Source organism: Microbacterium sp. XT11 (assembly GCF_001513675.1).
In the GTDB taxonomy this organism is placed as follows: Bacteria; Actinomycetota; Actinomycetes; order Actinomycetales; family Microbacteriaceae; genus Microbacterium.
In genome coordinates, this window is the sequence record NZ_CP013859.1 from 1064230 (window position 1) to 1077152 (window position 12923).

Sequence of the window (12923 nt, forward strand, 5' to 3'; positions counted from 1 at the left end):
TTTCGCGGCACAGCTCTCCCCTCGACCGCGGGGAGAGCTGTGCGGCTCGCGCGCCGGACGCGGGGGCGGGGGGGGGCGCCGGGGCGGGCGCGGGGGCCGGCGGCGCTATGCTCGCACAGTCGCCGAGTGGTCGCAGCCCGAGACCCGGCGCCCGCAGCCTGAGGAGGACCGATGCGCACTGCCGTCGTCGGCGCCGTGCTGCTCGTGGTCGGAGGCGTCGCCGCCGCGGCCGGCATCCTGCCCCTCTCCGACGTCGGGGAGCTGTGGGATCGCGTCTGGCCCATCCTGCTCTTCGTGCTCGCGATCACGGTCGTCACGGAGCTCGCCGCGGCGGCCGGGCTGTTCACGGCGATCGCGCAGCGCACCGCGCGCTGGGGCCGCGGCAGGGCGTGGGCGCTGTGGCTGCTCGTGGCGCTGTTCGCGACGCTGAGCACGATCTTCCTGTCGCTCGACACGACCGCGGTGCTGCTGACCCCGGTGGTCGTCGTGCTGGCGCGGCACGCAGGACTCGACCCGCTGCCGTTCGCACTCACGACGGTGTGGCTGACGAACACCGGGTCGCTGCTGCTTCCCGTGTCGAACCTCACCAACCTGCTCGCCCAGCACGCGATGGGCGACCCCAGCCCGTTCGCGTTCGCCGCACTCACGGCTGCGTCCGCCGCGGTCGCGATCCTGGTGCCGCTCGCGGTGGTCTTCGTGCTCTTCCGCCGCAGTCTCACTGCGCGGTACACGACCGGCGAGGCCGCGGCCGTCGACGATCCCGTGCTGTTCCGCTGGAGTGCCGTGGTCGTGTGCGCGCTCGTGCCGCTGCTTGTCTCCGGCATCCCGGTATGGATTCCCGCGCTGGCTGCCGCGCTCGCGCTCACCGCCGTGTTCGCGGTCAGGCGCCGCGGGGTGCTGCGGATCGGGCTGCTCCCGTGGCAGCTCGTCGTGCTCGCGTCGGGCCTCTTCTTGTTCATCCAGGCGCTCCACTCGGTGGGGCTCGGCGGGGTGCTCGCGGCGGTGTCGGGTGAGGGGGAGTCGCCGCCGGCCCTGCTCCGCCTGGCGCTGACGGGCATGCTGGGCGCCAACGCGATCGACAATCTTCCGGCGTACCTGGCGCTCGAGCCCGCCGCCGAGACGCCGCTGCGCTTGGTCGCGCTGCTGATCGGCGTGAACGCGGGGCCGCTCATCACGCCGTGGGCCTCGCTCGCGACCCTGCTGTGGCATCAGCGGCTGACGTCGATGCAGGTCGAGATCCGCTGGCGCCGCTACGTGCTCCTCGGCATCGTGGTCGCCCCGCTCACCGTGGTGCTGTCGACCCTCGCCCTCTCGTTCGTCACCCCCACCTGAGCGCGCCAGGGGAAGGACCGGGAGCTCAGGCGGATGGCCAGTGCGGATGCCGGGCCACGGCGACGCGGGCCGTGAGGTCGGCGAGGACCCGCGACTCCGCGGTACGCGCGTCGAGGCCGAGCGTCCGTGCCCACTCGAGCGCGAGCAGCGCGTGCCCCGCGGCGTTCGGGTGGAAGGCGTCGTCGAGCAGCCCCCACGGCATGCCCTCGTTGCCCGGTCCCGTGCCGGCCGAGAACTCGGCGAACCGCGCGTGCTGGTCGACGAGCATCACGCCCCCGCGCGCCGCCACGTCGCGGATCCGCTGGGCGAACTCGCCGATCCGCTCCCGGTCGGGTGCGTGCAGCAGGTCGACCGTGGGCGGCGTCTGCAGCACCGGCAGGGCGTCCAGCGCCCGCACCCTCCGCACGAACTCGGCGATCGAGGCCTCGAACGCGTCTGGCTCGATCACGGGGTCGAGCCACACGGTCGTGCAGTCGTTCGTGCCGATCATCAGCGACACGACATCCGGACGCCAGGCGGCCGCGCGGCGGTCGAAGTCGCCGAGGATCAGGTCGGCGCGCCATCCGGTGATCGCCGTGTTGATCACGATGTCCTGCACCCGCCCCAGGTCGCCGCGGATCAGCTCGTGCAGGTGCTCCGCATACGAGCGCGCGCCGCGCGTGTGGATTAGCCCGTGTGTGATGGAGTCGCCCGTGAACACCCAGGTGAGGGGCCGATCCGAGGCGACCAGCCCCTGCATCCGGTCGAGGTCGGCCGTCACCCGGTGACCCTCAGCTGCACGTCGATGAACCGCGGCCGGTAGATCGACGCGTCGTCGTACACGTCGCCGACGTTGTCGAAGGTGTTCACGTTGTACGACACGAGGATGCGGTTGCCGGTGCGCAGGTTCGGATGCTCGTGTGCGTTGTAGGTGAACACGTCGGCGTCGCCGTAGCTGCCGAAGAGTCCCGTCTCCGGCGTGCGGTACAGCTCGACCGGATCGGTGAACGGCCCGAGAGGCGAGCACGAGGTGCGCGCGACGATGCGCGTGCTGAACAGCTCCGAGGTGTCCTGCGTGACGAGCAGGTACCCATCACGGTACGGCGCCACGCTGAACTCGTTCGCGACGTACGGCACGACGGGCACGGCATCCGTCTCCTGGCCCGACCAGCCCGTGCCGTCCCAGAACTCCCAGTCGCCGGCGATGCCGGTGCCCTGGGCGCGCGCGACGTAGGCCGACCGGATGCCGCCGGGGTCGGCGATGCCGTAGATGTAGGTCGTGCCGCCGTCTTCCAGCGTCCACGAGCCCCAGTTGATGCCGGTGGCCGACGGGCGGTCGACGATGGATTCGAGCTGCAGGGTGTCGCCGTCGAGCGTGGCGAGCCGGTTCGCGGTCCACGCGAAGTCCCACTGGCCGGAGCCGGTGCGCGCGAACTGCAGCAGCGGCACCTGCACCGTGCCGTCGGGGCCGGGGGTCGGGTCGCCGATCCAGTACCAGCGCCCGTCGGGCTCCGGCGGGATGATGCCGGCCGGAGCGTCGGGGGTGCCGCCGGTGATCGTGGTCATGCCGCCGTGCCTGTCCTGCACGACGACGGAGTTGTTCACGAACGGCGAGTCCTGCGGGCGTGAGCCGTCGGGGTTCACCGTGCCGAGGAAGGTGTCGGAGAAGAACCACCCGGTGGAGCCCTTGCCGAGCGGCAGCGAGAACGTGCTGTCGCCGCCGGTCCACTCGCCGCCCGTGTTCCCGTAGGTCGTGAACTGCGAGGTGAGGGTCTGGTTCACGGATGCCGTGGCCGTGAGCGTGCGGTCGACGAGGTGGCACTGGCCGGGGCCGCCACCGGTCGCGGTGCTGCTCGGCATACCGGTCGGGACGGATGCCGCGGCCGGCACAGCCACCCCGCCCGCGCAGAGCGCTGCCGCGGCGATGGTCGCCGCGATCGGTCGGGTTCTCATGCGATCACTCCTTCGTGTCCGGTGGTTCGGAAGCTCAGCGAGCCGTCTCGGCGACGCGTCCGGAGGCGTCGATGTCGTAGTACCGGTCGGCGACGCGCAGCCCGCGCAGCACGGCGTGCGGATCGAGGGCCGCGACGCAGCCCGCAGCGCGCACCGAGCCGTTGACGCCGACGGAGACGCCGAACAGCGCCTCGATGATGAGCTCGATCCACGCACCAGACGATGAGCACGCCCAGTCGATGATGTACGGCAGCTGCGGCGGCGCCTTGCGCGCTCCGCCGTTGACGCCTGGCACGGCCTCCTCGACGAAGTGCGCCTGCCCCATCGGGCCCTGGTTCGCGCTGCGGGAGAGCCCCTCGATCCAGTCGGTGAGCACCTCGGGGGCGCCGAGCGCGGCCAGCGCCCTGCCCGCATCCGCTGGCCACGCCGGGTACGCGCCGTTCCACTGGTGGTCGGGCCGCACGCTGTAACTCGCGTCGGCGTCCCACGGCGACAGCGCGCGCATCCAGTTCTCGGTCTGCAGCTCGCGGCGGAAGAACTCCACCATCTCGGCGCGGATGCCGGGGGCGAGGTCGTCCGCGATGCTCGTGCCGACCACGCTGAAGTCGTAGCAGTGCCGCACGGGCAGCAGCGTGCCGTCGGGCTGTCCGGCGGCGAAGATGCCATGGCCGGGCAGGTAGCGCTCCACGATCGCAGGCAGCAGCGCGTCAGCCTCGGCGCGCAGCTCGGCGCTCGCCGCGGCGTCGCCGTGCAGGTCGAGCAGGTCGGCCGCGGCGCGCATGCTCCACACGTTCGCCGCGTTGAGGCCGGCGACCTCGTGCGTGTACGAGCTCACGCACTCGAGCAGGTTGTCGATCTCGCCGTAGTCGGCGAGGGCCGTGCCGCGGCGGAGGCTCTTCCACGCCGTGGCCCACTGCCGCACGGAGGCGGCTACGGTCTCGTCGCCGACGAGTTCGTCGAGGAACGCCGTGTCGCCGGTGAAGCGCACGTAGTCGTGCACGAGCCGGGTCATGGCGTAGTCGTTCACCGAGTACCAGCGCCCGACGGGCCCGCCGGTGAGCGACGAGGTGCCGAAGTGCGAGTGGATGTCGAGCGAGATCCAGTGCCGCACCTGGTTCCGCATCTCGGCCGGGTCGAGCAGCGCATGGCTGACAGAGCTGAGGCTGTAGTCCCAGATGAACGTCGTGGTGCCCCAGTAGTTGGGCATGAGGGTGTCGTAGGAGCGGCCGAGCACGTTGCCGGCGAAGTCGCGGCGGAACCAGATCACGCCGAGCGCCGCCCACCAGTACAGGCGGCGGAGCGGTGCGGATGCCGTCTCGAGCACGGGCAGCGCACCCGAGAACTCCGGGTCGTCGGGGTCGAACGCGGCACGCAGCTGACGGTTCCAGAACTCCTCGGCGGCGGCCACGGCTCCCGGCACATCGCCCGCGACGGCGGCGTAGGCATCCGCGGCCTCCTGCTCCGTGAGCCCGATCGCGTGCACGTAGCCGGTGCGGGCCGTGCCTTCCGCCGGCACCGCGAGCGTGACGCGCAGCTCGCCGCCTCGGCCGTTGCCGCCGATGCCGGTGTCGAACTGGTCAGGCAGCTCGGCCACGCCGCTCAGCGCCGCTGTGCCGCCGGCGAGTCCCTGCACGCTCCACGCCGCGGCATCCGCAGCTCCGCACATGAGGCGCTCGCCGTCCACGTGCGCGGTGTTGCGTGCCGAGGGGGATTCCGCGTCGAGCCAGGCATCCGCCGACCGGGTGACCCGGGCTGCGGCCGACAGCCCGAGGCGCACCTCTCGGTCGGCATCCGTCGTGTTGTGCACGGCGATGTCGATGGCGACCGCCGTGCGACCCGGGACGCACACCGTGGTCGTGATGATCTCGAGTCCGTCGGCTGCCGCGCGGCGCACCACCCGGTCTGGCCGCCACTCGTGCGTGACGGGAACGCCGTACGACGCGAACAGCCGCCCGTCGACGAACAGCACCGCCGTCTGGGTGAGCCCCTGCGACACGGGCGGGAACTGCACGGCGCTGATCGCGGTGAGGTCGTGGTCGACGCGCACGGTGCCGAGCATGTTCGTGAGCCCGGCGGGCGCGATCATGTCGTCGAAGTGGTGCGTGATCGAGTCGGCGGCCAGATCTTCGACGGTGGGGATGAGCGGATGCATGATGCCTTTCGAGCGGGTGGATCGTGCGAGCGGGTCAGTACTGGCCGAGCGCCAGTCCCTTGGCGAAGAACCTCTGCGTGCACAGGAACAGCACGACGGTGGGGAGCGAGACGAGCACGGCCGCGGCGAGCACGACCGACATCTGCGCGCCGCCGTAGGTGCTCTGCATGCCGGAGAGGGTCGTGATGATCGGACGGATGTCGTCGGACTGGCTGAGCGTGAGGCCCAGCAGCAGGTCGTTCCACACGAACGTGGCCTGCAGGATGAAGATCGCGACGAGCGCGCTCGCCGCCATCGGCAGGTACATGCGGGTGAAGATGCGCCAGGTGGTGGCGCCGTCGAGCACGGCCGCCTCGAAGACGTTGTGCGCGACGCCGGTGAAGAAGTTGCGCATCACGAACGCCGAGAACGGCACCGAGATCACCGTGTAGATCATGACCATGCCGAGGCGGGTGTCGAACAAGCCGGTGCGCGAGTACGCGTCGAACAGCGGCAGCAGCACCATCTGCAGCGGGAACACGGTGCCGCCGAAGATCACGACGAACCAGAGGAACCCTCGCTTGAGGCGCAGCGCCACGATCGCGAAGCCTGCGGCGGCCCCGACGAGCACGGCGATCGTGGGCGAGACGATCGAGTAGAGAAGGGTGCTGAGCACGCTGTTGCCGAGGCCCGACAGGGCGAAGGCGGCGGAGATGTTCTCGAACAGGTGGAAGTCGGTGGGGATCCACGAGGTCTTCGACGTGAAGGTCGCCGGGTCCTTCATGGCGTTGACGACGAGCAGGTAGGCGGGCAGCAGCCAGACGATCCCGAGGACGACGAGCACGGCGGTGCGGATGATCTTGGACATGGTCACATCTCGTTCTTCGGGGACAGCTGCTGGCGCAGGTAGAGCACCGAGGCGATGAGGGTGATGACGGTGAGGAACACCGCGATGGCCGAGCCGAGCCCGTAGTCGCTGTTGACGAACGTCTCCTTGTACATCGTCAGCGCCAGGGTCTCCGACACCGTTCCCGGTCCGCCCTTGGTCATGCCCCAGACGATGTCGAAGGTCTTCAGGCTGGCGACGATCGAGAGCCCGACGACGACGGCGGTGAGCGGGCGCAGCATGGGCCACAGGATGCTGCCGAAGAGGCGGATGCCGCTGGCGCCGTCGATGCGCGCCGCCTCGAGCGGCTCCTTCGGGATGGCCTGCAGGCCGATCGTGAAGAGCAGAGCGTTCACGCCGACCCCCTGCCACGACGACGCGACGATCATGACCACCGTGTTGAGCGGAGCATCCAGCAGCCACCGCGGGGGATCGGTGACGCCGAACGCCGCGAGCGCCTGGTCGAGCGCGCCGCCCGAGGAGAGGATGAACGACCACACCACGCCGACGCCGATGCCGGAGAGGGCGTACGGGATGAGGAAGGGGAGGCGCAGCCAGATGCCCCCGCCGAGGTTCCAGGTCAGCAGCGCGATCGCGAGGCCGATGCCGACGGGCACGATGAGGGTGCCGACGACCCACAGCACGGTGTTCGCCGCCGACCCCATGAAGTCGCCGTCGGTGAACATCTCGACGTAGTTGTCGATGCCGATCCATTTCGGGCTGCCGAGGCCGTTGTACCTCGTGAAGCTGAGGAACACCGTCCACAGCAGCGGGAGGTAGAGCAGCACGGCGACCAGGATCACGCCCGGGGCGACGAAGCCCCGGGCGGACCACTGATAGGGCGTCTTCTGATGCGCCATCCGTGTTACTTCTGCTCTGCCCAGTACTTGTCTGCGGTCGCCTGGATCTTCTCGAGGAACGGCATCGGGTCGCCGGGGTTGGCGTTGAACGCGCCGAACTGCTCGATCGCGGTCGTGACGATCTCGGTCGGCATGGCCTCGAAGAAGCGGTCGTACAGCGAGTAGTCGGCGCCGGCGATCTGCGAGCCGATCTCGGCGAGGGCGGGGTCGGCGACCGTCGCCTTCGGGTTGAACGCCACGTCGCCGTGCGCCTCGTTCCACGCCGTCTGCGCGTCGGGCGACATCCACCATTCGGCGTAGGCGAGCCCGAGGTCGCGCTGCTTCGAGTTCTCCGCCGTGCACATGGGGCCGGACTCGACGGCGACCGGGGTGGTCTTCAGGTCGCCGTTGACGGCGGGGATGGCGAACATGCCGTAGTCGTCGGTCGTCATGCCCGCACCCTTGAGGTTGCCGGCGAAGAAGGTGCCGAAGTTGATCATGGCGAAGTCGCCCTGCTTCAGTGCGACGGCCGGATCGGTGGTGCTTCCAGGGTCGCTGAACCAGCCCTTCTTCTGCTCGTCGAGCCAGACGTTCATGATGTCGACGATCTTCGGGTCGGTGTACTTCACGCTGCCGTCGGCGAGGCCCGCGTAGAGGTCTGGGTCGGTCGACGCGACGAGGTGCTCGAACCACTGGAAGGTGAAGAGCGTGCTCGTCTGGTAGTACGGCGTGATGCCGGCGGACTTCAGCGTGGTGGCCGCGGCGTTCAGCTCGTCCCACGTGGTGGGGACCTGGATGCCGTTGTCGGCGAAGATCTTCTTGTTGTAGAACATGATCCAGTAGGCGATGTTCATCGGCACGCAGTACTGCTTGCCGTCGAAGGTGTAGCTCTTGGCGAGGTCTTCGCTCACCCAGCCCTCGTCGATCGCCTTCTTCCAGATGTCGGTGGTCTCGGCCACCAGGCCCTCGTCGACGAGCTGCTTCAGCGAGTCGCCCGTGTGCCAGGTGAACAGGCCGGGCGACTTCGCCGTGCGGAACGACTGCTTGATGAAGGCGTCGTACTGGTTGGCGTCGGAGTAGCCGGTCGTCTTCAGGGTGATGTCGACGTCCTTGCCGCTCGTGCCGTTGAGCGATTCGAAGTCGGGCTTCCACGCGGCCTTGTCGGTGTAGAAGTCGAGCGTGCCGGTGACCTCTCCGGATGACCCGGACCCCGAGTCTCCCGAGCATCCGGCGAGAGCGAGTCCGCCGATCATCAGACCGGCGACGGCGGCCGCGATCTTGCGTCGCGAAATCATTCAGAACTCCCTTGTTCGGTTGGTATCGTTACCAGAAATCTGGGTTCACGCTACCAAGGTGATGAGTGCGGTGCAAGAGACTCCGTGCGGAGCCTCCCTGTGGTGCGGGACGGTGTTCAGTTGTCGCTCGTGCGCGAGCCGCGCACGTAGGCCTTGACGGTGGCGAAGCGGGCGCTGCGTGAGTGCTCCGTGCGCTCGATGCGGTATTCGCCGACGGATGCCGGGACGATGAACGTCTCGGCGTAGTGCACCGTGAAGGGGTCGAAGGCGCCCGTCGGGCTGACCACGCGCACCTCGTCGCCCTCCACGAGGTTGAGCACGTTGACGGTGCCCTCGGTGTCGTGATCGGCGGCCTCGGTGAACCAGTGGCGGCGGGTTTCGATGAACTCGAGCTCGTGCAGGCCGGTGCTCTCCTCGATCACGTCGCCGTCGACGCGGACGGTCTCGACCTGGCCGACGAGGTTGCGCTCGACCCAGGAGGTATCGCGGTCCCACTGGATGTTGCGGGCGCCGTGGTCGAGGTGCACGGGGCGGGGGATGCCGTCGAGGCCGACACGCCCCCAGTCCCACAGCTTGAACGTGAAGATGAACGGCGTCGCCGAGATCTCCAGCACCATCGAGTTCGCACCGGAGCAGTGCACGGTGCCGGCCGGGATCGCGAAGTGGTCATGCTTGCGCGCCGGGAACGAGTTGACGTACTTCTCGGCGGGGAACGGATGCTCTCCATCCTGCGCCGTGGCGAGATCGCGCAGCATCTCCTCGCGGTCGATGCCCTCCTTGGTGCCGAGGTATACGACCGCGTCGTCGGCGGCATCCAGCATGTAGTAGCTCTCGTCCTGCGTGTAGTGCATGCCGAACGTGTTCTGGATGTAGTCGGTGAGCGGGTGCACCTGCAGGCTGAGGTTGCCGCCGTCCATGGTGTCGAGGAAGTCGAAGCGGATGGGGAACTCGGCGCCGAACCGCGAGAACGTCTTGGCGCCCAGCAGCTCCACGGGGCGGCTGAACACGAGGTCGAGCGCGGGGATCTCGACCACGCCGCCCTCGCCCTCCAGCAGCAGCGAGTTCTCCTCGGGAACGCAGTCGAAGCACCACGCGTAGTTGTCCTTCGAGGGGTCGAGCCCGATGAGGTTCTTCATCCACTGGCCGCCCCAGACGCCGGGGTCGAAGAACGGCACGACGCGGAACGGGCGGGACGCCGCGTTCTCGAGCGCCGCACGGAAGGCGGTGCCCGTGATCATGCCTGCATCCGGGGAGTCGGGGTGCGGCTCTGCCGGCGCGATGGCGTTGCCGTCGAGCACGAAGTCCACCACGTCGAAGAGCGAGCGCTTGTGTCGGTCGGCGACACGCCACTCCACGAAGAAGCCGCGCTTATACTTGCGCAGATTGTCCTCTCCGGCGTTGTCCGCGCGCCAGTTGGTGGCGCCGGCGCGCTGCCGCAGCTGGATCTCCCAGCGGGCCATGTCGACGAGCACGGTCACGGGCTCCCCGCTGATGCGCCCGCGCAGCAGGGCGGCGCCCCAGCCCACCACCACGGTCTTCTCGGCGATGGTCGCCGCGAGGGCATCGAGCCGGTCGGCGTCGTAGAAGTCCGAGAGGGTGAAGTGGCTCATGACGCCGAACACCCGGTCGTCGGTGAGGTTCGGCGCGATGAGCTGCTCGACCTCGGCGACAGGGAGGGCAGCCGACTCGACGTCGACGATCGTCCAGTCGGGGAGCGCCGCGGCGATCTGCGCCGTCAGGGCCGGGAGGTCGACGCCGGGGTACGTGTCGACGAGCAGCACGGCGTGGCCGTCACGGCCCTCGGCCAGAGCGGCCGCGGAGTGCCAGCTCTCGGCGCCGCGGAGAATGCGCTCGCCCGGCGGCAGCGGCACCGTGGGCTGCGTGTCGTACCGTCCGCGCACCGTGTGGCCTTCGTGCATGTCGCTGATCGGGGTGGTCACTGATCCTCCTGACGGGGGCGGGCGTCGCGCGAGCGGGCCAGGACGCTCAGGCCGCGCGCGACGGAGAGCTCTGGCTCGGGCGGGACGAGGAAACGAGGGGCCGTCATCGACGGCCACAGGTGCGCGCGGACGTAGGTCTCGATCGGACCGGCCACCGCCGCGCCCGCGCGCAGGATGCCGCCGGACAGCACGACGACGGCGGGGTCGTACGCATGCACGAGGGTGACGACGGTCGCGCCCCACGTGTGCAGGAACCGGTCGCGGAGGGCGGTGAGCTCGGCCGGCGCGGGGGACGAGGTGGGCGTGGGGGCAAAGGCGGGCGTGGCGGCCGGCGTGGGCGATGAGGCGGGCATGGCGGTCGGCGCGTGCGATGAGGCGGCGTCGGAGGCCGTCGCGGGCGCGGATGCCGTGAAGAGGTCGGTCATGCGGAGTCCGGTCGACGCGCGCAGTGCCCAGGCGCTGGCGAGAGCCTCCCCGCATCCGACGTTGCCGCAGGGGCAGGTCGGTCCGTCGAGGTCCACAGTGACGTGTCCGCCGAGGATGCCGGCATGCCCTGTACGCCCGCGGAGCGCGACGCCGTCCATCATCGCGGCGGTGCCGATGCCGGTGCCGAGGGTGACGAGCACCGCATCGCGCTCGCCTGACGCGCAGCCGCTCGACGTCTCGCCGACGAGGGCGGCGCGTGCATCGTTCTCGACGGCAGCCGTGACGCCGAACTGCGCGTGCGACCACGAACTCAGGTCGCGGTCGCGCAGGTGGTCGTATTTGGCATTGGCGTGCAGCATCCGTCCGGTCGACGGGTCGACCACGCCGGGCACGGCGATGCCGACGGCATCCGCTGCCCGGCCCGTGCTGTCGACGAGCGTGCGGGCAGCCACGGCCGCCGCGGCGAGGTCGTCGGTCGTTCCGGCGACCGGGATGCTCTCCGACGCGATGACGCGACCATCGGCGATAACGGCGAGCTTGATCTCGGTGCCGCCGAAGTCGATGCACAGCTCCATCGGTCCTCCTCGTCGATCGCTGGTAACGTTATCAATCGGTGGAGGGGGTGTCAACAGGAGTCTTCGCCTCGGTGCTGACCAGGCCCCTCCGCGCGACATTCCGCCCTGGAGGGCGGTGACGGACGACGGATGCCGTCAGCGCACGCCGACGCGCAGCGAGACCGGCAGTTCGATGGTCCGTGGGGCTGCGTCGCGGAGGCCGCCGTCGAGGCGGTCGAGCAGCAGGCGTGCGGCTGTGCGCCCGAGCTCTCGCGGGTCGTGGTCGATGACGCTGATCGGCACGGGCGAGAGCTCGACGAGCTCGAAGTCGTCGAAGCTGACGATCTCCGGGAAGTCGGCGGGGGCGCGCAGGCCTGTCGCGAGCTGCGTGCTGATCTCCTTGAGCGCGCCGATCGCGTTGCGGTTGTTGGCGCAGAAGACCGCGGTGGGCGGGTTCTTGGTGCGCAGCAGCGCGCGCATCGCGTCACGCGCCTGGTCGACGGTCTGCTGGTTGGTGGCGACGATGCGGGGGTCGACGGTGAGCCCTCGTTCCTCGAGTGCGCGCACGAAGCCGGCGTGGCGGCGCTCGCCCGTGAAGATCGAGACGGAGTTGCCGAGGTAGCCGATACGGGTGTGGCCGCGGTCGATCAGAGCGGTGGTGCCACGGTGGGCGCCGTCGTCGTCGGCGAGCACAACGCTGTCGGCGGCGAGGCCTTCGATGCGCCGCGACGCCAGCACCACGGGCACACCCTGGAGTTGCGAGTGCGCGAGGTGATCGGATGCCGCGCCCGCCGGCACGACGATGAGTCCGTCGACGCGGCGCCCGAGGAAGTCGCTGACGAGCTCGGCCTCGCGTGTGACGTCTTCGGAGGTGTTGCCCAGCAGGATGCGGCGGCCTGCGAGAGCCGCCTCCTCTTCGACTCCCAGCGCGAAGGTGCTGTAGTACGGGTTGGCGATGTTCGTGATGGCCACGCCGATGAGGCCGCTCGAGTGACCGGGGCGGATGCTGCGGGCGTTCTCGTTGCGGTGGTAGCCCAGCTCGGCGACCGCGGCGAGCACGCGCTCCTGCACGTCGGGTTTGACGTTGAGCCCGCCGGAGAGCGTGCGCGACACCGTCATCGGGCTTACGCCCGCTCGCTGAGCGACCTCTTTGATGGTCGGTCGATGAGCCCGCTCGCCCATGCTGCCCTCCGACTCCGACGGGTGCGATCTTAGGGAACGTTACCAGCGAGCGGGTCGTTCCGTGTGTCAAGGGGGTGCGCCGACATTCGAGATGCGGCATATGAATGAAGCACACGAGGAGGACGGTGATGGCGGCAGGAGATATCGAGACCTTCCAGCGAGACGGCATCTGGTTCAACCGCATCGAGGGCGAGGCGCACACGCTCGGGATGAGCTTCGAGTCGAAGGCGGAAGCGGTCAAGGTGGGGCGCGGGGCGGCGGTCGCCCGTCAGGTGCAGCATGTGGTCCGAACGGAGGAGGGGCCGTCGAGCGACGTGCCGTACGACCGTCACCCGCGTGACCTGATCGGTTGATGCAGAGCCAGCCTGCGTCGAGGGGGCGGGAGCAGGGCTGCCTCGACGGAGCG

Annotated in this window: 11 protein-coding genes; 2 read left to right on the top strand and 9 right to left on the bottom strand. The window is 69.8% G+C overall.

Annotated elements, in window-relative coordinates:
* Positions 1-171: 171 nt before the first annotated feature.
* Entirely contained in the window at positions 172-1332 is a 1161-nt protein-coding gene (locus AB663_RS05055) for an SLC13 family permease (RefSeq protein WP_067196387.1), read from the top strand.
* 25 nt (positions 1333-1357) lie between these two features.
* On the opposite strand, the gene AB663_RS05060 is transcribed toward AB663_RS05055, so the two are convergent.
* The 9 genes from AB663_RS05060 to AB663_RS05100 all read right to left on the bottom strand — a co-directional run bounded on the left by AB663_RS05060 (position 1358) and on the right by AB663_RS05100 (position 12517).
* A complete protein-coding gene (locus AB663_RS05060; protein WP_067196389.1) occupies positions 1358-2092 on the bottom strand; it encodes an SGNH/GDSL hydrolase family protein in 735 nt (244 codons plus the stop codon).
* The gene (locus AB663_RS05065) at positions 2089-3264 is read right to left on the bottom strand and encodes a DUF4185 domain-containing protein (RefSeq protein ID WP_067196391.1); all 1176 of its coding nucleotides are present in this window, start codon (positions 3262-3264) and stop codon (positions 2089-2091) included. Before AB663_RS05065 ends, AB663_RS05060 begins: the two co-directional genes overlap by 4 nt.
* A gap of 34 nt (positions 3265-3298) precedes the next feature.
* Positions 3299-5416, bottom strand: a complete 2118-nt coding sequence (locus AB663_RS05070) for a hypothetical protein (protein ID WP_198147934.1) — start codon at positions 5414-5416, stop codon at positions 3299-3301.
* A gap of 34 nt (positions 5417-5450) precedes the next feature.
* Positions 5451-6263, bottom strand: a complete 813-nt coding sequence (locus tag AB663_RS05075) for a carbohydrate ABC transporter permease (protein WP_067196395.1) — start codon at positions 6261-6263, stop codon at positions 5451-5453.
* A 2-nt stretch (positions 6264-6265) separates the two neighbouring features.
* Positions 6266-7141 (bottom strand): carbohydrate ABC transporter permease, encoded by an 876-nt coding sequence (locus AB663_RS05080; RefSeq protein ID WP_067196397.1) that lies wholly within the window; start codon positions 7139-7141, stop codon positions 6266-6268.
* 5 nt (positions 7142-7146) lie between these two features.
* Positions 7147-8415 carry an ABC transporter substrate-binding protein gene (locus AB663_RS05085; protein WP_067196399.1) on the bottom strand — a complete coding sequence of 423 codons (1269 nt, stop codon included), beginning with the start codon at positions 8413-8415 and terminating at the stop codon, positions 7147-7149.
* A 116-nt stretch (positions 8416-8531) separates the two neighbouring features.
* Positions 8532-10355: a class I mannose-6-phosphate isomerase gene (locus AB663_RS05090; RefSeq protein ID WP_083511115.1), complete on the bottom strand. Its 1824-nt coding sequence runs from the start codon at positions 10353-10355 to the stop codon at positions 8532-8534.
* Positions 10352-11356, bottom strand: coding sequence for an ROK family protein (locus AB663_RS05095; protein ID WP_067196401.1), 1005 nt, complete (start codon positions 11354-11356; stop codon positions 10352-10354). The genes AB663_RS05090 and AB663_RS05095 overlap by 4 nt, the downstream gene beginning before the upstream one ends.
* 135 nt (positions 11357-11491) lie before the next feature.
* Positions 11492-12517 carry a LacI family DNA-binding transcriptional regulator gene (locus AB663_RS05100; RefSeq protein ID WP_067196403.1) on the bottom strand — a complete coding sequence of 342 codons (1026 nt, stop codon included), beginning with the start codon at positions 12515-12517 and terminating at the stop codon, positions 11492-11494.
* 128 nt (positions 12518-12645) lie between these two features.
* Between AB663_RS05100 and AB663_RS05105 the strand changes: the two genes are divergently transcribed.
* A complete protein-coding gene (locus tag AB663_RS05105; protein ID WP_067196405.1) occupies positions 12646-12870 on the top strand; it encodes a hypothetical protein in 225 nt (74 codons plus the stop codon).
* Positions 12871-12923: the final 53 nt, after the last annotated feature.